The sequence below is a fragment of the Bradyrhizobium sp. C9 genome (assembly GCF_002532045.1).
Taxonomy (GTDB): Bacteria; Pseudomonadota; Alphaproteobacteria; order Rhizobiales; family Xanthobacteraceae; genus Bradyrhizobium.
The window spans coordinates 1-24,590 of the sequence record NZ_NWTG01000022.1 but is presented as its reverse complement, the minus strand read 5'-3'; the positions used below and the strand labels follow the sequence as shown (position 1 = coordinate 24,590).

Genomic DNA, 24,590 nt, shown 5'->3' with positions numbered 1-24,590 from the left:
ACGGCTGTTCACGATTGCAGGAGCCCTCTGGCGATGCCGGCGGCCGCGCTGAGGACGACCACCACGAGCGGCGGCGCGCGCCATGCCGTGAGCAGGACGAAGCCGGCCAGCGCGATGCCAAAATCGAGCGGACGCTGCACGCTGCTGGTCCACACCGGGTCGTACAGCGCGGCACCGAGGATGCCGACCACGGCGGCGTTGACGCCGCGCATCATCGCCTGCGCCGCCGGCCGCTTGCGAAAACCGTCCCAGAACGGCAGCGCCGCGAGCAGGACGAGCAGTCCCGGCACGAAGATGCCGACGAGGCCAACCAGCGCTCCCGGTACACCGCCGATCACGGCGCCGAGATAGGCGGCAAAGGTGAACAGCGGTCCCGGCACGGCCTGGGCGGCGCCATAGCCGGTCAGGAATGCATCGTCGCCGATCCAACCCGGCGTCACCACCGCTTCGCGCAGCAGCGGCAGCACGACATGGCCGCCGCCGAACACCAGCGCGCCGGAGCGGTAGAAGGCTTCGAAGAGCCCGAGGCCCGGCCAGGCGTGGGCGAGCAGCGGCAACCCGACCAGCAGAGCGAGGAACAGGATCAGCGCACAGAGGCCGACGCGACGCGACACCGGCATCGCGATGTGGATGACGCCATTGGCCGCTTGCGCTGCGCGGCAGAACCGAAGCCCGGCGATGGCGCCGAGCACGATGGCGCCGATCTGCGCGATCGACGAGGCGCTCGTAAGGATGATGAGTGCCGCGACCGTTGCGATCGATGCGCGCTCGCGGTCCGGACAAAGCGAGCGGGCCATGCCCCAGACCGCTTGGGCAACGATCGCCACCGCGACCAGCTTGAGGCCGTGCACCAGGCCTGCGCCGGCCGGGCCGCTTAATCCGCCGGCGCCATAGGCAAACAGCACCAGCGCAATCGCAGAGGGCAGCGTGAAGCCGGTCCAGGCGGCCAGCGCGCCCAGATAGCCAGCGCGCATCAGGCCAAGCGAAAAGCCGACCTGGCTGCTCGCAGGCCCCGGAAGGAATTGGCAGAGCGCCACCAGATCCGCATAGGCCTGTTCGTCAAGCCAGCGCCGGCGGGTGACGAATTCGTCGCGGAAATAGCCGATATGCGCGATCGGACCGCCGAAGCAGGTCACGCCGAGCTTGAGGAAAATGAGCAGCACCTCGAGCGGCGAGTGTGCCGAGCTCGCGGTGGATGCGTTGGTGTGCTGGACGTCGATGTCGGGCAAGCGTCGTCAATTCCCTGGCTTGCGTTTCATGTCAGGACTCATCAGGGGCAAGCATAGCGTCATTTGATGACGCCTCGGCGCGATATTTCTCGTAGCGGCTCAGCCGATCCAGCCGAGCAGGCGAAACCAGAGCAGATAAAGCGGCGCCAGCACGACGAAGGAGATCGCGCCGACGACGAGGCACATCTTGACCGCCGCGCCGGTCGGCACGCGCGCCATGCCGGCGGCGACCACGATCGGTGCGGCCTGATACGGCAGCACTGGCGTCGCATAGGCGAACACCTGCGACATCAGCACGGTGGGAAGGCTGAGGCCCGTGTGCGCGGCAAGCGAGGCCGCAAGCGGCGTGAACACCGCGGGGACGCCGTTGGCGGTGACGACGAAATTGAGCAGGCTGGCGAGCCCGATCATCGAAGCGAAATCCGCCGCCGGCCGCGCGGGATCGAGCGGCAGATGCGGAATGATGAGATCGCCGATCGCAGTACCGAGCCCGGACCAGGCGACGACGGCAGCGAGGCCGAGAATGCCGCCGAGATAGATGCAGGTGCGGACATTGACGCCGGCAGCAAATTCCTCGCCGTTGAGGAAGCCGACGCGCGGCAGCAGGCAAAGGCATGCGGAGACGAGCCCGACCCAGGCCGGGCGGATACCGTGCAGGGAGTCCGTCATCCAGAATGCGAGTGTCGCGAGCAGGATGATCGAGAGCCGCCATTCGGCGGCGCTCATCGGTGCCGCCGCGGCGCCGCCTTCGATCGGCTTGGGCGACGCCGGAAACAGCCACACCAGGCAGCCGATCAGGACGACGCCCTTGAGGATGCCGATCACAGGCGCATGCAGAACGAGATACGGCATGTAGTCGAAATGCACGCCGTAAGCGCGCTCGGCGGCGCCGGTCATGATCAGGTTCGGCACGTTCGCCGGGAGGATCGATGCCGACAGCTGATAGGTGCCGAACCCGACGGCGAGCGCGAGCGCGGCCCGGCCCGGCGATCCCTCCGGCAAGCCGGCGCGATCGGCCAGCGCCAGGATGATCGGCATCAAGAGCGCGATGCGGCCCATGTTCGAGGGCATCACGAAGGCGAGCGCATAGGTCAGCACGATCACGCCGGCCACCATCCGAAACCAGGAGCCGTTGAGATGGTCTGCGAGCAGCTGGGCGATCCGGTCGGCCAACCCCACCTTGCGGATCGCAGTGCCGATCACGAAGCCGCCGAGCACCAGCCAGAACGCTTCCGACTGGAAGCCGGAGAACAGCACATCGGGCGGTGCCGCGCGGAACACGGCCACTGCGGCGAAGAACAACAGCGCGGTGAGAAATTCCGGCAGCAGGCTGGTGGCCCAGAGCAGGATGGCGATCGCGGCAAACCAGCCGGGATGGATCAGCGACGAGGCGGTCTCGGTCATGTCGGGGAATCAGGGGAACGAGGGCAGGGCGGCGCGACCATAGCACCGCGCAACCTTGCTGCATGGCCGCGATCGTCAGGGCTGAGATGTGCGGGAAGGGGGACGATGCGCGTGAGCGCGGTCGTGTCGATCACGCCGTCGACCGGTATCCGCGCGGATCGCGGGCCGACGGCAATTCGTTCAGGTCATTGAGGCGCGTGACGCGCCAGCCATTCACTCGTAGCGCATGTTCTTCGACGGCCGCCGCGCGGCCGGCATCGCCAGCACGACGAGACACAGCGCGATCATCGCCAGTCCCATGAATTCGAATGCAAATGCGTCCACAGCCATTCTCCCCCATTGGAAACAATTAGACTTGTTGGGGGAGCGTTGACGCGCTGTTAAGCCTTATGGTTACCGCCGCGAGGCTCCCGGCATGGTGGAGGGTGAGTTAACGCTCACGACAGGCAGAATCCAGCGGCGCGGCGCTATGCCACGAGTTTCGGCAGCGCGGCTGCGAGCGCGTCGACCGCAAGCCGGACCTTCAGCGGCAGTCGCGGCGTCGGCAGCCACAGCGCATGGCAATCGTAGGCAAGCGCACCCTCGTCGCCGAGAACGCGGACCAGCGTGCCGTTGTCGAGGCGCTCGCGCACCAGCCAGGAGGGCAGCCACGCCAGCCCCATGCCGCGTGCCGCGGCGTCGGCGATGGCTTCGAGATCGTCGAGCCTGAGCCGCCCGGCGGGCCAGACCTCGCGCGGTGGCTGGCCGTCGCGTGGGAACAGCCATGGGCGCGCGCGCCCCAGCCGGCGATAGACGATCGCCTTGTGCTGGCCGAGTTCGTCGAGCGTGCGCGGCCTGCCGTGGGCCTTCAGATACGCGCGCGAGCCGCACACCACCATGCGCTGGCTTGCGATGCGCCGCGCGATCAGGCCGGATTGCGCGTCGAGATCGCCGGTCCTGATCGCAAGGTCGTAGCCACCCTCCATCAGATCGGCGACCGGGTCGCCGAACGAGAGATCGAGCTCCAGCGCAGGATATTTCTGCGCCAGCTTGAGCAGCAGCGGCGCGACGCAGCGCCGGCCGAGCAGCGCCGGCATCGTCACCTTGAGCCGTCCGCGCGGTTCGGACAGTTGATCGGCGGCGAGCGCGTCGGCGGCATCAGCTTCGGCGAGCACCGCGCGGCAGCGCTCGTAATAGGCCTGTCCGAACTCGGTCAGGCTCTGACGCCGCGTGGTGCGGTGGATCAGGCGGACGCCGAGCCGCTCCTCGAGGAAGCGGACATGCTTGCCGACCATCGGGCCGGACATCTCGAGCGCCTCGGCGGCGGCCGCGAAGGAGCCGAGATCGACCGCCCTGAGAAACACGGCCATGCTGGTCAGGCGGTCCATCATTCGAAACCCTCGGTTTTGACTGTTCAGTCTGCGGGATGATTTATCCGCTGAACTGGCCTTGGCATAGCTCATTCAACTGAACTGTTTTGCAATTCAACTGCTTTGGAGTGTTGCCGATGGCTCGCGTGGTTCGTTTTCATCAACATGGTGGTCCCGAGGTGCTGCGCATCGAGGATGTGGCGATCGCGCCGCCGGCGCGCGGCGAGGTCCGGATCCGGATCAAGGCGCTCGGCCTGAACCGCGCCGAGGCCCTGATGCGCACGGGGACCTATATCGAGACGCCGGCATTGCCGTCCGGCCTCGGCCTCGAGGCCGCCGGCATCGTCGAAGCGATCGGCGAGGGTGTCCGCGGTTTCGCGCTGGGGGATGCCGTCAGCATCGTGCCGCCGATCTCGATGGCGCGCTGGCCGGCCTATGGCGAGCTCGCGACGTTCCCGGCCGAGTTGGTCGTCAAGCATCCACCGAAGCTGGGCTTTCCGGAGGCCGCAGCGGTGTGGATGCAGTATCTCACGGCCTATGGCGCCTTGATCGACATCGCGAAGCTTGCGCGGAACGAGTTCGTCGTCATCACGGCAGCATCGAGCAGCGTCGGGCTCGCCGCGATCCAGATCGCCAATCGCGTTGGCGCGATTCCGATCGCGGTGACGCGGACCTCGGCCAAGGCGCAAGCCCTGCGCGATGCCGGCGCTGCGCATGTGATCGCGTCTGCGGAGGAAGACCTGCAATCAAGGCTGGAGCAGATCGCAGGGCCGAACGGCGTTCGCGCGGTGCTCGATCCGGTCGGCGGCCCCGTCTTCATGCCGCTGACATCAGCGATGGCGCATGGCGGCATCCTGATCGAGTATGGCGGGCTCAGCCCGGAGCCGACACCGTTTCCGCTGTTCACCGTGCTGAGCAAGAGCCTGATCCTGCGCGGCTACCGCGTGCACGAGATTGTTCAGGATCCGGCGCGGCTAGCGGTGGCGAAAGCATTCGTCATCGATGGGCTTGCGGATGGCACGCTGAAGCCGATCATCGCCAGAACGTTTCCGTTCGAGGAGATCGTCGCGGCGCACCGGTATCTGGAGTCGAACGTGCAGTTCGGGAAGATCGTGGTGACGGTGTGAATGCGTAGGATGGGTAGAGCGAAGCGAAACCCATCGTCGGCTCCGCTGGCGAGATTGATGGGTTTCGCTGCGCTCTACCCATCCTACAATCTGGGGTCACGTCCCGCAGAACGTCTGCGTCACCATCTGTTCGGGCAGCGGTGGATCGGCATAGGCCGCGAATTGAGGCTGGTCGCCGTAGGGCTTGGCCAGCACGGTCAGCAGTTCCTCGAACGGCGCGTAGTCGTCGCGGTTGACGGCCGCCTGGATCACCGCCTCGATGCGGTGGTTGCGCGGGATGAAGGCCGGGTTGACGGCGCCCATCGCGGTCTTGCGCTCGGCCGGCGTCTGCGGCTCCAGCGCGAGGCGGGTGCGCCAGCGATCGGCCCATTCGTCGAACGCTGCCGGATCGGTAAACTGCGCGCGGACATCGGCGGCGTCGCCGCGGGCTGCTTCGCCGAGATGGCGGAAGGTCAACGTGAAGTCGGCCGCGCTCTTCGCCATCGCGTCGAGCAGGTCCTGGATCAGCGCTTCGTCGCCGTCGTGCGCGGTGAACAGGCCGACCTTGGCGCGCAGCCCGGCCTGATAGGCCCCGGTGAACTTTTCCGGAAATTCGCCGAGGATCACTTGCGCCTGCTCGATCGCCTTCTCCTGCTCACTGTCGAACAGCGGCAGCAGGCATTCGGCGAGCCGGGTCAGATTCCACAGCGCGATGCGCGGCTGGTTGGCATAGGCGTAGCGGCCCATCTCGTCGATCGAGGAGAACACCTGCGCCGGATTGTAGGCATCGAGGAAGGCGCAGGGGCCGTAGTCGATGGTCTCGCCTGAGATCGAGGTGTTGTCGGTGTTCATCACGCCGTGGATGAAGCCGACCAGCAGCCAGCGCGCGACCAGCGAAGCCTGCCGCGCCACGACGCCGGCGAGCAGCGCGTGATAGGGCTGGGCGGCATCCTTCAGCTCCGGATAGTGCCTGGCGATGACATGGTCGGCGAGGGCGCGCACGCCGTCGGTGTCGCCGCGAGCGGCGAAGAACTGGAAGGTGCCGACGCGGATGTGGCTCGCGGCGACGCGGGTCAGCACTGCACCCGGCAGCGCCGTCTCGCGCATCACGGGCTCGCCAGTGACGACCGCGGCGAGCGAGCGCGTGGTCGGAATGCCGAGCGCGAACATCGCCTCGCTGACGATGTATTCGCGCAGCACCGGGCCGAGCGCGGCGCGGCCGTCGCCGCGGCGGGAGAACGGGGTGGGGCCCGATCCCTTGAGCTGGATGTCACGGCGGACGCCGTCTCTGTCGATGACCTCGCCGAGCAGGATGGCGCGGCCGTCGCCGAGCTGGGGAACGAAATGCCCGAACTGGTGGCCGGCATAGGCCATGGCGATCGGGTCGGCGCCGTCGGGCAGCCGCTTGCCAGCGAGGATTTCGGCGCCCTCAGCCGTCGAGAGCAGGTCCGGATCCAGCCCGAGCTGGACCGCGAGCGGCCGGTTCAGCTTGATCAGGCGGGGGGCGGCCACCGGGGTCGGCGCGACGCGGGCGAAAAAGTTCGCCGGCAGCGCCGAATAGGTGTTCTGGAACGGGAAATGGATGGTCATATCGGGAAGATAGGCCTGCGGGCGGATTAGGCAAACGATTGACCGCCCCGGTGCGGAAAATCTGCCGTTTGACCCGAAAACCGGGCGTTCCCTTGGTTGCCGCACCCGGCCTCGTCGGGTAAACCCTCCGCAACTTCGGACAGGGCATTTTGGCCCCGTCGCGATTCGACCCTCCGACATCAGTTTTGGAACGAATATGCATCGCTACCGGTCACACACATGCGGCGCGCTCCGAGAGAGCGATATCGACCAGACGGCCAGGCTGTCAGGCTGGGTCCATCGTGTCCGGGACCATGGCGGCGTGCTGTTCGTCGATCTGCGCGACCATTACGGCATTACCCAGTGCGTGGCCGATCCGGACTCGCCGGCGTTCGCCGAGGTCGAGAAGTTCCGCTCGGAGTGGGTGGTGCGGATCGATGGCAAGGTGCGCCGTCGTCCCGCCGGCACCGACAATCCCGAATTGCCGACCGGCATGATCGAGGTCTACATCAAGGAGATCGAGGTGCTTGGCCCGGCGGCCGAGCTGCCGCTGCCGGTGTTCGGCGAGCAGGAATATCCCGAGGATATCAGGCTCAAGTATCGCTTCCTCGACCTGCGTCGCGAGAAGCTGCACCAGAACATCATGACACGCGGCGCGATCGTCGATTCCATCCGCAGGCGGATGAAGGGGCAGGGCTTCTTCGAATTCCAGACCCCGATCCTGTCGGCGTCCTCGCCGGAAGGTGCGCGCGACTTCCTGGTGCCCTCGCGCATCCATCCCGGCAAGTTCTACGCGCTGCCGCAGGCCCCGCAGCAATACAAGCAGCTCTTGATGATGTCGGGCTTCGACCGCTACTTCCAGATCGCGCCGTGTTTCCGCGACGAGGATCCGCGCGCCGACCGCCTGCCGGAGTTCTACCAGCTCGACGTCGAGATGAGCTTCGTGACCCAGGACGACGTGTTCGCGGCGCTGGAGCCGGTCATCACTGGCGTGTTCGAGGAATTCGCCAATGGTAAGCCGGTCACGAAAAACTGGCCGCGGATTCCGTTCGCCGAGGCCGTGCGCAAATACGGCTCCGACAAGCCGGATCTGCGCAACCCGATCGTGATGCAGGAGGTCTCCGAGCATTTCCGCGGCTCCGGCTTCAAGGTGTTCGCGCGCATGCTGGAAGACCCGAAGAACCAGGTTTGGGGGATTCCGGGCAAGGGCGGCGGGTCCCGGGCATTCTGCGACCGCATGAACTCCTGGGCACAGGGCGAGGGCCAGCCCGGCCTTGGCTACATCATGTGGCGCGAAGGCGGCGAGGGCGCAGGCCCGCTCGCCAACAACATCGGTCCGGAGCGCACCGCTGCGATCCGCGATCAGCTCGGCCTGAAGGAAGGCGATGCCGCGTTCTTCGTTGCCGGCGATCCCGAGAAGTTCTGGAAGTTCGCGGGCCTCGCACGCACCAAGCTCGGCGAAGAGCTGAACTTGATCGACAAGGACCGGTTCGAGTTCGCCTGGATCGTTGACTTCCCGATGTACGAGTATGACGAGGAGAACAAGAAGGTCGACTTCTCGCACAACCCGTTCTCGATGCCGCAGGGCGGCCTCGAGGCGCTACAGTCGCAGGATCCGCTCACGATCAAGGCGTTCCAGTACGACATCGCTTGCAACGGCTACGAGATGGCGTCCGGCGGCATCCGCAACCACAAGCCGGAAGCGATGGTGAAGGCGTTCGAGATCGCGGGCTATGGCGAGCAGGAGGTCATCGACCGGTTCGGGGGCATGTACCGTGCGTTCCAGTACGGCGCGCCGCCGCATGGTGGCATGGCGGCCGGTATCGAGCGCATCACGATGCTGTTGTGCGGCACCAACAATCTGCGCGAGATATCGCTGTTCCCGATGAATCAGCAGTACGTGGACCTGCTGATGGGTGCGCCGTCGGAACCGACGCCCAAGCAGCTCAAGGAGCTGCACATCAAGACCAATCCGCCGGCGAAGAGCTAGGCGAGTCTTTACCTCGCCCCGCTTGCGGGGAGAGGTCGGATCGCATCAAAGACGCGATCCGGGTAAGGGGAGCCTACGCGAGTCCCTTTCGCAAGCATTTTTGCGGAAGCAGCCCCTCACCCTGACCCTCTCCCCGTAAGAACGGGGAGAGGGAAAAGAACAGGCGAGCAGACCTCACAACCCGGTCGAGGCCTCGATCCGGAATTGCGCCAGCGCCGATGGCGGATCGGTCTTGAGCAATTGCATCAGCTGAAGCGCCGGCGCTTTCGCGCGTGGGGTCAGCTTGATGACCAGCGTCTGTCCCGGCGTCTCGATGAACTGGCTGATGGCGGTGACCAGAGCCGTGACATCGGCACTGCCTCCGCTCATCGCTTCGCCCTGCGCCTTGATGCTGCTGAGGACGGCGTTGCGCGCCTCGTCGCGGCTGACATTCTGGGTGCGCGCGTACTGAGCGATGGCGAGATCGATGACGCCGAGGTCGTGGACGGTCAGCTCGATCGCGCCGGCCTCGATCTGCGCGGCCGCGCCCAGGGATTCCGCGGCGCTGGTCGAGAAGGCCTCGCGCGGCACATTGCCGAGCGTGATCTTCGCCGACGCATTGAGGAGGCCCGCCATGTCGAGCTTGACCGGCTCCAGCGCGAACGCGCGTGACGTCTCGGTCCAGGCAGCGCCGACATCGGCATCGACGGCCATCCGGTCGATCCCGGCGGCGACGAGTGCCTGTTGCCGCGGATCGGTCGCATCCAGCGGCGCCGCCATCTTCGCGACCAGCCTCAGCTTGCTCGGGATCGATCCGACGAACTGGCCCCAGTCGAGGCTGAGGACGTCGATGTTGACCGGCTTGCCGGTGGCCTTGTAGGGCGAGGTGACACCCTTGACCTCGACGCCCTCGATCATCGGCAACAGCGCCAGCGCCTGTTCAGGTGACGGCTTCTGCGCGGCGAACTGCGCCGACAGCCGCATGAGGCTCGCGACATCGAGGGACTTCAGCGCGAAACGTCCGACCTTGAAGGGGCCGTTCTGGGCATTGCCATCAAGTCCCTCGACCGCTAGCTCGCCGATCTTGCCGTGTTCGAAATTGAACCGCATCGAGGCAAGCTTGAGCGGGCCTTTCGGCGTCTCGACCGAGAGCCCGTGCAACTCGGCATTTCCGATGCCGGCGCCCGAATAGATGCCGGCGACTTTCTCCAGCAGTTCGCGCGCCTGGGCTGGAGACGGCGGCGGACTGCCCGGTGGCGGGACCATCGCCAGCAGCGCCGGCAGTTGCATCTTTGCCGGGTTGATCCTGACGTCGTCGATGGTCATGCCATCGATCCGCATGTTCAGCCCAGGCGCGGTGGTGAAAGTGTAAGGACCAACTGAAACGTGGCCCTGAACCCGGTAGTCCCGGTCGTCGTTGGCCTTGGCCGGATCGAATATCGCCGCCATCGCGCCGACGTCGATATCGGTCGCGACCATGTTCGCAACATCGCCGGTCGTCTTGAGCGCCTTGCCCGCCGCCTGCGAGTTGATCGTGAACGCAACCTTGTCGATCTTGTTGGTGCCGATCTTTCCGTTCTTCATGTTTTCGATGGCAACGCCCGAATAGGCGAACTCGCCGCCGGCGCCGTCACCGGCATGTGCGGCGGCGCCGAAGATCATCGTTCCGGTCAAGGTGGGCGCGGTCACCGACGAGGCGTTGATGCTCGCGAGCTGGGTGAACGCGAACCGGTACAGCTCGAAGATCGACGACGAGGCCGGAAGCTGGGGCAGGCCGGCCGGACCGGAATAGTCCTTCACCGTGATCCGCGGCGCCTTGTAGGTCAAGGAGGCGGTCGTTGCGGTCGGCCCCCCCGTCACGCCGATCTCGACATCATTGAATGCGATATTGTCTGCGGAGATCCGGCCCGCGTCGGGTTGACCGAGGCCCGTCATGGTGAGGCTGGCGATCTTGACGCTGACCGGGGATTGCGTCCCCGACTCGGCGGCAATATCCGAAATCGTCAGGGTGCGGCTCCTGGTGTCGAACGCGATCTTGCCGTGGCTCGCCTTGGCTCCGGCGGCACGGACCTGCTCGAAGGCGGCCTCGACGTCGCGCGTGACCCGGCGCTGGGCATAGAAGTCCAAACCGAAGTAGCCGCCGGCCGCGAGCACTGCGACGGCGACCAGGCCGAGCAGGATTTTCTTCATTCGGTCAACTCCGGATCATCCAGGGAAAGAAATTGCCAATCGGCGGTCGGAAGGTGCAGCATCGATGAACGGGCCCGCCCGGGCCTGTTGACGGGGATAGTATCCGATGTTGCATCCAAGCGGCGGGACATGCTTCACATCCGGCTCGATTTGCCGGACAACTGACTTTTGCCTGGATTAGCACAGAAACAAGAAATTTGGGCCGGAAACGCGGGAAGCACGCATGTCGTCATCGTCTGAAGAACTCCATAACGCCGCGCTCGCCTATCACCGGCTGCCGCGGCCCGGCAAGCTCGAGATCCAGGCGATCAAGCCGCTCGCCAACCAGCGCGACCTGGCGCTGGCCTATTCGCCGGGCGTCGCCGCCGCCTGCACCGAGATCGCTAATAATCCCGCCGAGGCGGCCACGCTGACCGCCCGCGCCAATCTGGTGGCGGTGGTCTCGAACGGCACGGCCGTGCTCGGGCTCGGCAATATCGGCCCGCTGGCCTCCAAGCCCGTCATGGAAGGCAAGGCGGTGCTGTTCAAGAAATTCGCCGGCATCGACGTGTTCGACATCGAGATCAACGCCAACACCATCGAGCGCGTGGTGGAGACCGTCGCTGCGCTGGAGCCGACCTTTGGCGGCATCAATCTGGAGGACATCCGCGGGCCGGAGTGCTTCGAGATCGAGACCCAGCTCAAGGAGCGCATGAAGATCCCGGTGTTCCACGACGACCAGCATGGCACCGCCATCATCGTTGCGGCCGCGATCGTCAACGGGTTGCTGCTGAACGGCAAGCAACTGTCCGACGTGAAGATCGTCTGCTCGGGAGCGGGCGCCGCCGCGATCGCGACCCTCAACCTCCTGGTCTCGATGGGCGCGCAGCGCAAGAACATCTTCGTCTGCGACATCGACGGTGTGGTCTATGAAGGGCGCAACACCACAATGGACCGCTGGAAGGCGGTCTACACCCAGAAGACCGATGCGCGCGTGCTCGCCGACGTCATTCCCGGCGCGGACATCTTCATCGGGCTGTCGGCGCCGGGCGTGCTGAAGCCCGAGATGGTCAAGCAGATGGGCGACAAGCCGCTGGTGATGGCGCTTGCCAATCCGGTGCCGGAGATCATGCCGGAAGAGGCGCGCGCGGCGCGTCCCGACGCGATGATCTGCACCGGCCGGTCGGACTATCCGAACCAGGTCAACAACGTGCTGTGCTTCCCCTTCATCTTCCGCGGCGCGCTCGACGTCGGCGCCACCGCGATCAACGAGGCGATGAAGCATGCCGCGGTCGATGCCATCGCGCAGCTTGCGCGCGATCCGCCGTCGGATGCGGTGGCCCATGGATTCGAGACCGGCGAAACGCAGGGCTTCGGCCCGGGCTCGCTGATCCCGAGCCCGTTCGATCCGCGGCTGATCCTGCGCATCGCACCGGCCGTCGCCAAGGCCGCAATCGAGTCCGGCGTCGCGACCCGACCGATCGCCAACTTCGACGAATATGCCGCGAGCCTCGAACGCTTCGCGTTCCGCTCCGGCCTCACCATGAAGCCGGTGTTCGCCAAGGCGAAGACCCAGCCGGTGCGCGTGATCTACGCCGAGGGCGAGGACGAGCGCGTGCTGCGCGCGACCCAGGTGGTGCTCGAGGAAAAGCTGGCGCGGCCGATCCTGGTCGGCCGTCCGTCCGTGGTCGAGACCAGGATCAAGCGCTTCGGCCTGTCGATCAAGGCCGGCCGCGACTTCGACCTGGTCAATCCTGAGGACGATCCGCGCTACCGCTCCTATGTGCAGTCCTACATCGACGTCGCCGGCCGGCGCGGTGTGACGCCCGAAGGCGCGCGGACGGTGGTCCGCACCAACAACACGGTGATCGCAGCGCTCGCGGTATCGCGCGGCGAGGCCGACGCCATGCTGTGCGGCGTCGAGGGTCGCTACATGAGCCATCTGCGTCATGTTCGCGAGATCATCGGCTTCCTGCCGGGGGTCAGCGACTACGCCGCGCTGGCGCTGATGATCACCTCCACCGGCGCCCATTTCCTCGCCGACACCCAGGTGCGGCCGAACCCGAGTGCGGAGGAACTGGCGGAAGTCGCTTCGCTCGCGGCGATCCACGTCCAGCGCTTTGCCTTCAAGCCGAAGGTCGCCTTCGTGTCACATTCCGACTTCGGCAGCTATGATACGGACTCCTCGCGCAAGATGCGGCGGGCCACCCAGCTTCTGAAGGACAAGCATCCGGAGATCGAGGCCGACGGCGAAATGCAGGGCGACACCGCGTTGTCGGCCGTTGCCCGGCGCATGGTGCTGCCGCAATCGCGGCTGGAAGGCGAGGCCAACATCCTGATCATGCCGAACCTCGACGCCGCCAACATCGCCTACCAGATGATCAAGTCGCTGGCCAACGCGCTGCCGGTGGGGCCGATCCTGATCGGTCCGGCGCGTCCGGCGCATATCCTCACCCCCGGTGTGACGGCGCGCGGCATCCTCAACATGACCGCGGTTGCCGCTGTCGAGGCCCAGGAGCGCGCCGGCCGCGCGCAGCCGACGCTGTTCGGGTGAGCGAGCGACGTCGGACGGATTCGATTTGATCGAAGCAGGCGGGGCGGCCATACTCGCTCTGCCTGCTTCGTCCGATTTCTGCCATCCAGTGAGGCCGACCCATGCCAGCGTTCATCACCTTCGGACGGATTCTGTTCGCCGTGCTATTCCTCTATTCGGGGGCGAGCAAGCTGTTCGGCATCCAGGCAACGGCGGATCTGCTCACGGCGAAGGTGACGATCCCGGCCATCGCAGCGCCCTATACGCAGCAGATCGAGACCTTCGTCGGCATGCCGTTCATGCAGCTGTTGGCGATCGTGGTCGGTGGTTTCGAGATCATCGCTGGACTGATGATCGCGGTGAACGTGCTGGCACGGTTCTTCGCGATCCTGCTGATCATCTTCGTGTGCTTCACGACTTTCTATTTCCATGATTTCTGGAATCAGCCGGCACCCGACAACGCCAAGACCCTGATCGATGCGCTGAAGAACCTGTCGCTGATCGGCGCGCTGTTCATCATCGCCGGCTACGGCCGCGGCCCGCGCCGCGACGACCCGGCGTATGGGGATGTGTAGCTGCGTAGGGCGGACTAGCGAAGCGCAATCCGCCGATTTTCGCATCGGGCAAGTGGAGCAGGCGGGTTACGCCTTCGGCTAACCCGCCCTACGAACGACGATCAATCTTCAACTCACCCGCCGCCACGGCGTGACGCTGACATCCTGCGCGGCATCGATCAGTTGCGGCGCGTCGGCATGAAGGCCGTGCGCCGACAGCACCTGCTGCGGGGTGCGGGCAGGGACGCCGGGAAAGCACGGCTCGCCGTCGGGGATGCGCACCTTTGGTGCGACCGAGAGCCAGAACGTGTCGTAGCGGTCCATGAACATGCCGAACACGCCGGGGCCGCCGATGATCGCGACCATGCCCGAGGTCACGCCGGCCTCGCGGCTCGCGGTCTCGAACGGGCAGCCGGCGGGATTCCATAACAGCGCCTTCGGATTGTCCGGGTCGGGTGCGATCGCCGCGACCTTGCCGGTCAGGATCAGGCGGCGCCGTTTCGGTGCGTTCGGCTGTTCTTCCTGGGAGTGCCGGCCATGCACCACGAGATCGGCGCGGTCGAGGGCTGCGGTGAAGAACCGCTTGTCGCCCTCGATCTTGAGATCGTCAGGCATCACGTTGCGCGCGTTCGCCAACCGGCCATCGGCGGAGACGATGACGAAACCCTCGATACGCAACCCAGACACTAGAAATATCGCCGGTGCGTTTACTGATCGACGGTCGTGACGACGCTGTTCACCGGCCGCGAGCTCACGGTCGGCAGCTTGACGTCCTTGGCGAGTTCCTGCTCGTATTGCGGCAGCACGGTCGCCGGGAATTTCGCGCGCATCGCCACCACCTTGTAGCCGCCGGCCTTGAGCTGCGTCAGCAGCGTCGGCAAGGCTTCCGCGGTGTGCTTCTGGAAGTCGTGCATCAGGATGATGCCCTTGCCGAGCTTGGCGAGCTTCTTCATCACAGTGTCGATCACCTGTTGCGAGTTCTTCGACTTGAAGTCGAAGGAGTCGAGGTCGCAGGAGAAGATCGCGATGTTGCGGTTGCCGAGATAGGTGACCATCTCCGGCGGATGCTGCAGCGCCGGGAAGCGGAAGAACGGCGAGGGTGACGTCTCGAGCGCCCATTTGACCGCAGCCAGACCGCGCTCGATCTCGTCCTTCTTCTGATCCTCGGTCAGCTTCTTGTTGTTCAGGTTCTCGTGCGACCAGGTGTGCGAGCCGACGGTGTGGCCGGCGGCATAGACCTGGCGCAGGATTTCGGGGTGATAGGTGGCGTGCTTGCCGATCGGAAAGAAGATGCCCGTGGTGCATTCGTCCGCGAGCGCCTTGAGCACCGCCGGCGTGTTGGCCGGCCACGGACCGTCGTCGAAGGTCAGCACCACTTCATGATCGCGCAGGAAGTCGAGCTGCTTGAAATGCTCGAAGCCGAAGCCGGGGCCACCGGTGGTGTCGATCTCGACGGTGCGGGCGACGCCGAGCGCGTTCGGGTTGTTGCAGGCGGCGCGTGCCGGCTGCGGCGCTTGCTTCGGCGGCACTTGGGCGGCCGCTGCGGCGGGCGCCGGTGCAGCTGCGGCAGGCGCCGGGGCTGCGGCCGCTGGTGCTGCCGCCGGCGCCGCGGCGGCGCCCTTGGCGGGCGGCGTCTGCGACCAGGCTGCGCTCGACGCGAGCAACGATACGGTCCCTGCGAAAATCAGACCTGCCGCAATGCGCATGGCGTGTTCCCTGCTGATCGCGCTCCCGGTGCCGGCACTGCCGCAACCAAGGCCGCTTCACCCCCGACCGATCGTACCCTAGTCACAGTGGCGACGCCAAGGCAATGAACGTGGCGGGGCTGAGTCCGAAATCCCAGTTAATTCCGTGGATTACCTCAGCCTCTTAGGCCGCCGCCAAGGCCCGTGCGATTCCGGTCCTGATGCGGGTGTCGTCCGGCGCCACCGACTCAGGGAAGACGTCGGCGATATAGCCGTCGCGGCCGATCAGGTATTTGTGGAAATTCCAGCGCGGCACGTCCTTGGGCCGTGCCTCCGCCGCCCAACGGTAGAACGGATGCGCGTTTGCGCCCTTGACCACGGCTTTCGCCGCGATCGGGAAGGTGACGCCGTATTGATGCTGCGCGGTCTCGGCGATCTCGGTCGGTCCGCCGGGCTCCTGGGCGCCGAAATCATTCGACGGCACGCCGATGATGACAAAGCCGCGGTCGCGGAATTCGGTCCACAATTGCTGCAGGCCGGCATATTGCGGCGTGAAGCCGCAGAGCGAGGCCGTGTTCACGATCATCAGGGGATGGCCGGCATAGTCGGCAAGCCGAATGTCGCCGCCGGACAGTGCCGGAAATGAGAAGGCATAGGCCGTGATCCGGCTCATCGCGGGCTGCTGCGCGTGCAGCGCACCCGATCCTGCGGCCGCAGCCAACGCCGCCACGATCAGTGTCCTGCGGTCCATCTTGGTCTCGTCCCCGGAACAGATGTTCGTCGGGATCATAGTCCAGCGCGCAGGCGGAGGCTTTCAAGAAGGCGTTATTGATCGCCTAGCGCAGCGGCAGGATGAAGTCGGTGCCTTCGCCGGTCTCGCCCTGGTTCACGCCGAGGTCGGAGACGATGATCGAGCCGCCGGTGCCGAGCGCTTCGTTGATCCGCGCCATCGCGTCGGCCGGGATCGAGATGCGGTCGAGCGCCTCGGCCGGGGTGTTGGTCGCCGGCTGCGGCTTCGCTTCGACCGGCGCTGCGGCCGCGACCTTGCGACGATGCGCGGCGCGCTCCTCGACGTCGATGCGGGCGGCGCTCCGGGTCGGCAGCGTCACCACCGACCAGCGCAGCAGGTTCGCGTCGGTCTTGTCGGCTTCCGCGGTGAACACATGGGTGCCGAGCGGCTGGTCGTTGGCTGCGATCGTCACCGGCACCTCGAACAGCGGCGCAAAGTTCTGCCGCACATAGAGCTTGGAGTCCTTGCGGCTGATGAACACCGCGATCTGGCCGCCGCGCTTCGGTATGTCGATCTTGGCAACGCCCGGCAGCCGTGCGGGATCCTTGGCGGCATCCTGGTTGGCGTCGGCTGCAGTCGCCGCCTCGGCGGGCTTGACCGCATCCACAGCCTTGGCGGCGTCCTTGCTGGCCGCGTCAGACTTGGCCGTATCGGTCTTGGCCGCGTCCGTCTTCGATGTGTCCGTCTTGGGCGCCTCGGCAACGCCGGGCTTGGCGGCGTCTGCCTTCAGCTCATCGGCATTGGCTTCAGCCTTCACCGGGTCGCTTGCGGAAACCTCGGGCTTCGGCGCATCGGTGCTGCCGGTGACCTCGCCGACCGTCTTGTCGTCAGCTGCGGGGTCGGTCTCGGCCGGCTTGTCGGCCGCGATCTTCTCCGCAATGGCGTCGCGTGCGGTGGAGGACGCATCGGACATCGTCGCCGACGCGCTCGCCGCCGGCATCGCGCCGCTGGCGTCGGCGGTGTGGGTGTTGTCGCGCAGCGACGCGGCGGCGGCATGGCCGACGCTGGTGCGCAAGTCGAGACTGGATTGCTTGTCCGCGCCCTTGTCGCTCTTCACGCCGAGCGGCGCATCCATCTTCAGGATGTCGTCGGCAACGGGCTGCTGTGGGATGACCTTCTGCGTCACCAGCAGCGGATGCGAGAAACTCTCCGGCGAGATCGTGCCCGGCGTGACGAACACGCGGGCGCCCATCCGCGTCCAGTTGTACATCTTGACTGCAAACGACATCGGCATGCGGATGCAGCCATGCGAGGCCGGATAGCCGGGCAGCACACCGGCGTGCATGGCGATGCCCGACCAGGTGATGCGCTGCATGTACGGCATCGGCGCGCCGCTGTAGATGTTGGACTGGTGGTACTTCTGCTTCTGGATGACGCTGAAGACACCCATCGGGGTCGAATGCCCCTTCATGCCCGTGGACACCGGGCTCTCGGCGTAGAGGCCGTTGGCGTCGTAGATGCTGACCCGCTGCTGGTCGATCGAGACCGAGATGATCAGGGGCCCCTGCGGCTTGCGGCCGGCCTCCTTTTCGATCGCCGGATTCTTCTTGGCTGTACTGCGCTTCGGCTTCGGCCGGGGCTGCTGCTGCGGCGGCATCGGCTCGACATCGCCGTAATAGCCGGAGTCACGGTTCCAATAGAACAGGGCTGCATCGGCCTGCGAGGAGGCGGCCACGGTGCCGGCCGCCGTCAGAATTGCAAACTGCCAGAACCGCCCATTCGCAGAATCAAAAATCGAAATCCGACGTCCGCTTGCGCGCATATTCCGAATCCCAGTCCAAACTATCTGTTGGTTGTCGCAGACGCCGAACGCGTTCACCAGCGCAAGCGATCTAACCCTTCCGTGAGGGGCGATTTTTCGACGAAAGAGTAGCAAAAAAGCCTCACAGGAGGTTAAAGCGCCCGGTCTGATCACCGAACTGTCAGCGCCTTCCTGTGCGGCGTTTGCGCACTACATAGGCGGGACCCACCCCGCGGAGGCCTCAATGACATCGAGAAATGTGAGCTTGTGTGACGTGCGGCTGTTGTCTCGATGGGGCTCCGCGGCGCTGCTGATGTTGCTGGCTTTGGGGCTGGCGGTTCCCGCAACCGCGGCCGACGAGCCGGACCTGATCTTTCGCCGCTCGACGGTGTTCAAATGGGTGAGCCCGAACGACAAGCTCGCAACCTATGGCGTCGACGACCCCGAGGTTGAGGGCGTCGCCTGTCACTTCACGGTGCCGGAGAAGGGCGGCTTCAAGGGCTGGCTCGGCCTTGCCGAGGAAGTCTCTGATATCTCGCTGGCTTGCCGGCAGATCGGGCCGATCCGCTTCAAGGGCAAGCTCGGCCAGGGCGACGACATGTTCAGCAAGCGGCGGTCGCTGTTCTTCAAGAAGATGCAGATCGTGCGCGGCTGCGATGCCAAGCGCAATGTGCTGGTCTACATGGTCTATTCCGACAAGCTGATCGAGGGCTCGCCGAAGAACTCGACGTCGTCGGTGCCGATCATGCCCTGGGGCGCGGCCGATGCCACTGCCGTGCAAAAGTGCGGCGAGTTTATTCAGTAGTGGGAGCAGGGACTTGGCCCAGGCGGCTGAAGCGGCGGGCGAGCTAGCGCTTGATTTGCCCGAACTGCTTCGTGCCGATACTGAGGCCGGGCTTGACCTTCGAATCGCGGCAGCCGACGAGGCGGACCAGCTTCTGCTGCGCGCACTCATTGTCGCCCATCACATAAGCGCCCTGCTGCGGCATCGCAGCCGTCATCTGTTGCTGCTGGCCGGATTTGCTGGCCGCGGATTGGTTGCCAACACCGATGTTGCCATTGCCCACGACTGACATCCTTCGTTGGATTGGATCACAACAATCGTTGGATCAGGGATCACAACAACCGCTTGGATCGGGAATCACGACAACGTGCCACCGTGGAGATGGTTGCACGGCGCCCAGATGAGTCGGCCGAACCGACGGTCGGTTCACGCAGCTCTTGCTGTGCTGCTTCCTGTCTCAGCAGAGGAAAGTTAAGAAAGCGCGGTAGCCCGCTCAATTTGCACGCATAATTCGTAGGCGGTTCCCAGCCGCCGGGCGGCGCTCGGTGCGCGAAATGTTGAACACGCTCACCGGCGGCGTGCTCGCACTGAAAACATTGGCGTTTTCCGGCGAATGTTTCGTGGGCTGCCCGCCGACGAAACAATTCTCCGGTCGACGAAACCATTTTCAGCTTGTTCCGCAGAACTCCCGAAACCGCAGATCGTTATCAATCCGTCAACACAGCGGCGCCGGACGCCGAACAGGAATGACGGAGACTGCCAGATGCGGACCATGAGCCTGATCCTCGCCTTCGCTTTCGTGATGGCCGGTTCGTCGATGGCTGGTACCCCGGACAACGGTTTGCCCGGTATCGGCGCGTTCTCCTACAACGGCTCGCCGGTGGTCACCTCGGCCCCGATGGTAGTGGCGCAGGTCAACTGAGCGCGACGCGACAAAAGAACCGCCGGTAAAGGCTCCCCATGTTGCTCCGTATCTGTTCTGCCGCGATCCTGGCATCGCTCGCCCTCGTAGGTTCCGCGCAGGCCCAATCCCAACTTCCGCTCGAGTCGATGCAAATCAGGTCGCTGTACCGAGTGCCTGAACCGCGCGACGAGTTCGTGCGCCAGTGCGCGCCGCATATGCTCGGGCGGTGGGCGCATCCCGAGGCGGTGTGCGGTTGCCTGCACGACCATGCTGCCGCGACGGTGGACGACCCCGATCTGCGCCAGGCGCTGCTGCGCGGCATCAGCGAGACCGGCGTGCCGACCATCGAGACCGATTGGGTGCCGCCGTCCAAGCAGAACGAAATTGGCCCGACCTTCACCAAGATCGCCAAGCCGACTCTGCAATGCATGTTCGAGCCGATCTCGAACTGAGCGGGCGTGTTTCCGATGCAATGACGGACAAGACGCTTCGCGACAGCGGGGCGTTATTTTTTGGCGAGGCGCGGCACGCAGCTTTGGGTCCGCACCACGCCGTTCTGGCTCAGCCTGGCGCCGATCACCTGCTTGATCTGTCCGGCCGGGCAAGAGCCGTCATCGACCAGGACGCGCTGACCGACCCGGAGGTCGACGATGTCAGCCTCGCGCATGACGGTCTGTGCGGAAGCGGAATGAATGATCGCGACAAGTGCTGCGGCGCCGACTAGCGCGACCAATCCAATGCGCGGCATCGTAGCCTCCTTTACTTGTTCTGGATCTTGACCCCGTCGGGGCCGACATTGATCTGCAGGCCTTCGGGCTGCTTCTTCGCCTGATACAGATTGTAGCCGAGCATCCCCGCGATCACGACCAGCGCGCCGATCACGAGATACAGGACGTTGCGATTGGGCATCCGGTATCTCCGTAGGCGGACACTGACTGAACGCGGGCGACCTTAGTCAGGTGGTTGCGATTCTCCTAGAGCGCTGCGGCTTGGCGGATGCCTTGACCGATATCTTGCGCGTCGCGCGAAGCGCAGCCAGCGTTGTCTTCGCCAATTGTTCCGCTGACGCGACAAGTTGCGGAACCGAATGACCGGAAAATCCCAGCACGAAGCCGGGCAGTGGGCGCGCGCGATGATAGGTCTCGGCAAGCAGCCAGCCGCCGACGCCGGCGTTGGCCTTGGCCTGCGCGGCAATGAGCGGATCGGTTAAAGGATCGAGTCGCGCCACGAGATGCAGGCCTTGCGACGGTACGGGAACGGTGAGCTTGCCCTCGGATGCATTCGTGAGTGTCGACGCCAGCGTGTCGCGTGCGTCGCGATAGAGTTTTCGCGATTTGCGCAGGTTCGCGGCGAAGGCGCCGGAGTTCAGCATGTCGGCGACCGCGCCTTCCATCAGGGTTCCGGGAAAGCGATCGAGCGCGGCGCGCGCCGCCGACACCGGGCCGATCAAGGCTTCGGGCAGGGCGCAGTAACCGATCCGCAATCCCGGAAACAGCGTCTTCGCAAACGTGCCCATGTAGATCACGCGGCGCAGATGATCGATGCCGGCGAGCGACAGCAGCGGCGCGCCGTCATATCGGAACTCGCTGTCGTAATCGTCCTCGAACACGAAGGCGCCGGCGTCCCTGGCCCAGTCGAGCAGCTCGAGCCGGCGCGGCATCGACATCTGCACGCCGAGCGGAAACTGGTGCGACGGCGTGACATAGGCGGCGCGCGCCGCCGGAGCGGATACGCGTCCCTTGTCGATGCGCATGCCGGAGCCATCGACCGGCACCGACACCGGGCGATAACCGCAATGCTCGATCGCGCGCCGCGCCGCCGGATAGCCGGGGTCCTCGCACCAGACCTGGTCGCCGGGCTTGAGGATTGCGCCGAGTACAATGCGCAGCGCATGCAGCGTGCCCGACGCCAGCATGATCTGGTCGGGATCGCAGCGCAGCCCGCGCGCCGACAGCAGATGGTCTGAGATCGCGGCGCGCAACTCGCTGCTGCCGCGGGGATCGCCGTAATGCAGATGCACGGAGCCGAAGGCGCGCAGCCGGCGGCCGGCAAAGGCGCGGAAGCGCTGTAGCGCGCGGTCATCGATATGGGTGCAGCCGAGCGACAGCGCGTTGTGTTGTGGCGGCTCGATCTCGATCTTTGAGCGTTGCGGCGCGGTGGCCTGCGCCGGAATCCGTGCAGCGACGAAGGTGCCGGAGCCCGTGGTCGCCACCGCGAAGCCGTCGGCGATCAGCCGCTCATAGGCCGTGGTGACCGCGTTGCGGCGAAAGCCGGTCTGTTTGGCGAGCGTGCGCGACGGCGGCAGCGGCTCACCCGGCTTGACGAGGCCGCCGACGATGGTGTGGCACAGCGCCTGATAGAGCCGATGCTGCGAGGCCGCGCCCTGTGTGACGTGAGGGCCGGTGAGGTCGAGCGGCAGCTCAGGCTTGCGCGCCGCGGGCTCTCTGGAATTGGTCGGAATTTTTCGCATGGAATTGGTACTATCGCAGACCAAATGGGCCGCTACAACTCTGGACAGATTCCAGATTTCGAAAGGCACTGCCGTGACCGAAGGCGCGTCCACTCCGTCCTACCCCATGTCGTCCCGCAACCGGGTCAAGCGCCGCCATGACCGCGGCTTCTACGACCACGCCACCGTGCACAAGATCCTGGACGCCTCGATGCTGTGCCACGTCTCCTACGTGATCGACGGCCAGCCCTATTGCACGCCGACCTTCTTCTGGCGCGAGGGCACCAAACTCTATTGGCACGGCTCGAGCGCGAGCCGGATGCTGGAGAACCAGTCCGAAGGCCAACGCGTCTGCCTGACGGTCGCCCATCTCGACAGCCTGGTGCTGGCGCGATGCGGCTTCAATCATTCGGCCGACTACCGCGCGGTGATGGCGTTCGGCTCGGCCTATCTCGTCACCGACCCCGAGGAGAAGGAGCGCGCGATCGTTGCGATGGTCGACCGCTTCTTTCCGGAGCGCACCGCGAGCCTGCGCGCCAGCAACAAGCAGGAGATCAAGGCGACCTCGTTCATCGCGATGGAGATCGAGGAGGCCTCGGCAAAGGTGCGCGCCAAGGGCGTCGCCGACGACGATGAGGATTATGAGTTGCCGATCTATGCCGAGCGCATTCCGGTGCGCACCGTGCTCGGCGCGCCCGAGCCGTGTCCGCGGCTGCTCGACGGCGTGACGCGGCCCGCGACGCTGGATGGCTATTCGGAAGGCCGTCTGCTCGAAGATGCATTGCGGGATGCCTATTTTGCGCAATACCCGGCGGAGTGAAATCAGGTTACGTTGCCGCTCCCGCCTTTTCTGATGTCCCATGGAGCTGCCGAAATGACTGCCGAGACGCAACAACGGATCCTTGCTGCCGTTGACGAGGGATTCGATGCGCAGCTTGCGACGACGCAGGCCTTTGTCGCGATCCCCTCGACCCGCGGCGCCGAGGGGCCGTGCCAGGACATGATCGGCGATCTCCTGCGCGGGCGCGGCTATGAGGTCGACGACTGGCACATCAATCTCGACGAGCTGAAGGACCTGCGCGGCTTCGGCCCGATCGAGCATGATTTCTCCAAGGCGCGCACGGTGGTCGGCACCTACCGCCCGGCCACCAGTGCCGGCAAATCGCTGATCCTGCAGGGCCACTGCGACGTGGTGCCGACCGGTCCGATCGAGATGTGGGAGACGCCGCCGTTCTCGCCCGTGATCAAGGACGGCAGGATGTACGGCCGCGGCGCCTGCGACATGAAGTCCGGCACCATCGCCGCGCTCTATGCGCTGGATGCGATCAAGAAAGCCGGGCTGAAGCCGACCGCGCGGATTCACTTCCAGTCGGTCATCGAGGAGGAGAGCACCGGCGTCGGCGCGCTCTCGACCTTGCAGCGCGGCTATCGCGCCGATGCCTGCTTTATCCCGGAGCCGACCAACGGCAAGATGATCCGCTCACAGGTCGGCGTGATCTGGTTCCGCCTGAAGGTGCGCGGCTTCCCGGTGCATGTGTTCGAGGCCGGCGCCGGCTCGAACGCGATCATGGCTGCGTATCATCTGGTGCATGCGCTGGAGAAGCTCGAGATCGCCTGGAACGAGCGCGCCAAGGCCGACCGCCATTTCAAGGACGTCAATCATCCGATCAACTTCAACCCGGGCATCATCAAGGGTGGCGACTGGGCGTCCAGCGTGCCGGCCTGGTGCGATGTCGACTGCCGCATCGCGGTGCTGCCGGGCTGGTCGATCGCCGAATGCCAGAAGGAGATCCTGGCCTGCGTGTCGGCCGCGGCGCGCGACCACCGTTTCCTCTCCAACAATCCGCCGCAGGTGGAATGGTCGGGCTTCCTGTCGGAAGGCTATGAGCTGGTGAACTCCGAGGCGCCGGAAGCCGCCTTCGCCAAGGCGCACCAGGTCGTCTATGGCGAGGCGGTGGAAGACCGCGCCTTCACCGCGCTGACCGACACGCGCTTCTACGGCCTGAACTACGACATCCCGAGTCTCTGCTTCGGCGCCAGTGGTGCGGCGATGCACGGCTTCAACGAGTATGTCGAGCTGGACTCGCTGCGGAAGTCGACCAAGGCGACCGCGCTGTTCATCGCGGAATGGTGCGGGGTGGAGAAGGCGTAGGGCGCTCTTTCAGCTCGTCGTTGCAATGGCAGTGCTGCGCGCGACTGCGCAACACACTCCGCCGTCGTCCCGGCGAAGGCCGGGACCCATACTCCGCGGCGGAAGTTGTGATCGGGACTCGCCCCGGTAGAGCCGCACAACAAGCGAGATCTGTGGTTGATGGGGTGGACGGCCCCCTACGGCATCAGTGTGCCAGAATGAGG

At 65.6% G+C, this 24,590-nt stretch carries 22 protein-coding genes; 10 read left to right on the top strand and 12 right to left on the bottom strand.

The features are described 5' to 3' along the window. Positions 1-8: 8 nt before the first annotated feature. The 3 genes from chrA to CO675_RS31020 form a co-directional block, all read right to left on the bottom strand. Complete coding sequence (gene chrA / locus CO675_RS31030; protein WP_245453005.1) at positions 9-1,229, bottom strand: chromate efflux transporter; 1,221 nt, start codon at positions 1,227-1,229, stop codon at positions 9-11. 99 nt (positions 1,230-1,328) lie between these two features. Next, on the bottom strand, positions 1,329-2,633 hold the full coding sequence (locus tag CO675_RS31025) for an SLC13 family permease (protein ID WP_097675582.1): 1,305 nt from the start codon (positions 2,631-2,633) through the stop codon (positions 1,329-1,331). A gap of 467 nt (positions 2,634-3,100) precedes the next feature. Next, on the bottom strand, positions 3,101-4,000 hold the full coding sequence (locus tag CO675_RS31020) for a LysR family transcriptional regulator (protein ID WP_097675661.1): 900 nt from the start codon (positions 3,998-4,000) through the stop codon (positions 3,101-3,103). Positions 4,001-4,119: 119 nt separating this feature from the next. On the opposite strand from CO675_RS31020, the gene CO675_RS31015 reads away from it, so the two are divergent. Then, positions 4,120-5,109, top strand: a complete 990-nt coding sequence (locus CO675_RS31015; protein ID WP_097675581.1) for a zinc-dependent alcohol dehydrogenase family protein — start codon at positions 4,120-4,122, stop codon at positions 5,107-5,109. Positions 5,110-5,205: 96 nt separating this feature from the next. On the opposite strand, the gene CO675_RS31010 is transcribed toward CO675_RS31015, so the two are convergent. Further along, positions 5,206-6,678, bottom strand: a complete 1,473-nt coding sequence (locus CO675_RS31010) for a protein adenylyltransferase SelO (RefSeq protein ID WP_097675580.1) — start codon at positions 6,676-6,678, stop codon at positions 5,206-5,208. A gap of 196 nt (positions 6,679-6,874) precedes the next feature. On the opposite strand from CO675_RS31010, the gene aspS reads away from it, so the two are divergent. Then, on the top strand, positions 6,875-8,647 hold the full coding sequence (gene aspS, locus CO675_RS31005) for an aspartate--tRNA ligase (protein ID WP_097675579.1): 1,773 nt from the start codon (positions 6,875-6,877) through the stop codon (positions 8,645-8,647). 174 nt (positions 8,648-8,821) lie between these two features. On the opposite strand, the gene CO675_RS31000 is transcribed toward aspS, so the two are convergent. Next, on the bottom strand, positions 8,822-10,816 hold the full coding sequence (locus CO675_RS31000; protein WP_097675578.1) for an aq_1923 C-terminal domain: 1,995 nt from the start codon (positions 10,814-10,816) through the stop codon (positions 8,822-8,824). A 223-nt stretch (positions 10,817-11,039) separates the two neighbouring features. Here CO675_RS31000 and CO675_RS30995 point away from each other — a divergent pair, with 223 nt between their 5' ends. Together CO675_RS30995 and CO675_RS30990 are read left to right on the top strand one after the other, a co-directional pair. Next, positions 11,040-13,349 (top strand): NADP-dependent malic enzyme, encoded by a 2,310-nt coding sequence (locus CO675_RS30995; protein ID WP_097675577.1) that lies wholly within the window; start codon positions 11,040-11,042, stop codon positions 13,347-13,349. A 101-nt stretch (positions 13,350-13,450) separates the two neighbouring features. Beyond that, complete coding sequence (locus CO675_RS30990) at positions 13,451-13,903, top strand: DoxX family protein (RefSeq protein WP_097675576.1); 453 nt, start codon at positions 13,451-13,453, stop codon at positions 13,901-13,903. Positions 13,904-14,011: 108 nt separating this feature from the next. On the opposite strand, the gene CO675_RS30985 is transcribed toward CO675_RS30990, so the two are convergent. The 4 genes from CO675_RS30985 to CO675_RS30970 form a co-directional block, all read right to left on the bottom strand. Continuing rightward, positions 14,012-14,569, bottom strand: a complete 558-nt coding sequence (locus CO675_RS30985) for a dihydrofolate reductase family protein (protein WP_097675575.1) — start codon at positions 14,567-14,569, stop codon at positions 14,012-14,014. A gap of 20 nt (positions 14,570-14,589) precedes the next feature. After that, positions 14,590-15,588 (bottom strand): polysaccharide deacetylase family protein, encoded by a 999-nt coding sequence (locus tag CO675_RS30980; protein WP_097675574.1) that lies wholly within the window; start codon positions 15,586-15,588, stop codon positions 14,590-14,592. A gap of 163 nt (positions 15,589-15,751) precedes the next feature. After that, positions 15,752-16,318 carry a glutathione peroxidase gene (locus CO675_RS30975; protein ID WP_198964808.1) on the bottom strand — a complete coding sequence of 189 codons (567 nt, stop codon included), beginning with the start codon at positions 16,316-16,318 and terminating at the stop codon, positions 15,752-15,754. An 85-nt stretch (positions 16,319-16,403) separates the two neighbouring features. After that, the gene (locus CO675_RS30970; protein ID WP_097675572.1) at positions 16,404-18,119 is read right to left on the bottom strand and encodes a L,D-transpeptidase; all 1,716 of its coding nucleotides are present in this window, start codon (positions 18,117-18,119) and stop codon (positions 16,404-16,406) included. A 223-nt stretch (positions 18,120-18,342) separates the two neighbouring features. On the opposite strand from CO675_RS30970, the gene CO675_RS30965 reads away from it, so the two are divergent. The 4 genes from CO675_RS30965 to CO675_RS30955 all read left to right on the top strand — a co-directional run bounded on the left by CO675_RS30965 (position 18,343) and on the right by CO675_RS30955 (position 20,238). Then, on the top strand, positions 18,343-18,903 hold the full coding sequence (locus tag CO675_RS30965) for a CreA family protein (RefSeq protein ID WP_097675571.1): 561 nt from the start codon (positions 18,343-18,345) through the stop codon (positions 18,901-18,903). 13 nt (positions 18,904-18,916) lie between these two features. Beyond that, positions 18,917-19,171 carry a hypothetical protein gene (locus tag CO675_RS40735; protein WP_158231335.1) on the top strand — a complete coding sequence of 85 codons (255 nt, stop codon included), beginning with the start codon at positions 18,917-18,919 and terminating at the stop codon, positions 19,169-19,171. A 474-nt stretch (positions 19,172-19,645) separates the two neighbouring features. Further along, positions 19,646-19,804, top strand: coding sequence for a hypothetical protein (locus CO675_RS41175; RefSeq protein WP_198964807.1), 159 nt, complete (start codon positions 19,646-19,648; stop codon positions 19,802-19,804). 38 nt (positions 19,805-19,842) lie between these two features. Next, a complete protein-coding gene (locus CO675_RS30955; RefSeq protein WP_097675569.1) occupies positions 19,843-20,238 on the top strand; it encodes a hypothetical protein in 396 nt (131 codons plus the stop codon). Between the two features lie 53 nt (positions 20,239-20,291). Here CO675_RS30955 and CO675_RS30950 read toward each other — a convergent pair whose 3' ends face one another. Genes CO675_RS30950 through pdxR form a run of 3 tightly spaced genes read right to left on the bottom strand, consistent with a single transcriptional unit; the run spans position 20,292 to position 22,256 of the window. Further along, the gene (locus CO675_RS30950) at positions 20,292-20,534 is read right to left on the bottom strand and encodes a DUF6719 family protein (RefSeq protein ID WP_097675568.1); all 243 of its coding nucleotides are present in this window, start codon (positions 20,532-20,534) and stop codon (positions 20,292-20,294) included. 11 nt (positions 20,535-20,545) lie between these two features. Then, positions 20,546-20,695, bottom strand: a complete 150-nt coding sequence (locus tag CO675_RS41170) for a hypothetical protein (protein ID WP_165445530.1) — start codon at positions 20,693-20,695, stop codon at positions 20,546-20,548. A gap of 46 nt (positions 20,696-20,741) precedes the next feature. Then, positions 20,742-22,256 carry a MocR-like pyridoxine biosynthesis transcription factor PdxR gene (pdxR, locus tag CO675_RS30945; RefSeq protein ID WP_097675567.1) on the bottom strand — a complete coding sequence of 505 codons (1,515 nt, stop codon included), beginning with the start codon at positions 22,254-22,256 and terminating at the stop codon, positions 20,742-20,744. Between the two features lie 106 nt (positions 22,257-22,362). On the opposite strand from pdxR, the gene CO675_RS30940 reads away from it, so the two are divergent. Both CO675_RS30940 and CO675_RS30935 read left to right on the top strand, forming a co-directional pair. Then, a complete protein-coding gene (locus CO675_RS30940; RefSeq protein WP_375781144.1) occupies positions 22,363-23,055 on the top strand; it encodes a pyridoxamine 5'-phosphate oxidase family protein in 693 nt (230 codons plus the stop codon). A 54-nt stretch (positions 23,056-23,109) separates the two neighbouring features. Then, positions 23,110-24,387, top strand: coding sequence for an ArgE/DapE family deacylase (locus CO675_RS30935; RefSeq protein WP_097675565.1), 1,278 nt, complete (start codon positions 23,110-23,112; stop codon positions 24,385-24,387). Positions 24,388-24,590: the final 203 nt, after the last annotated feature.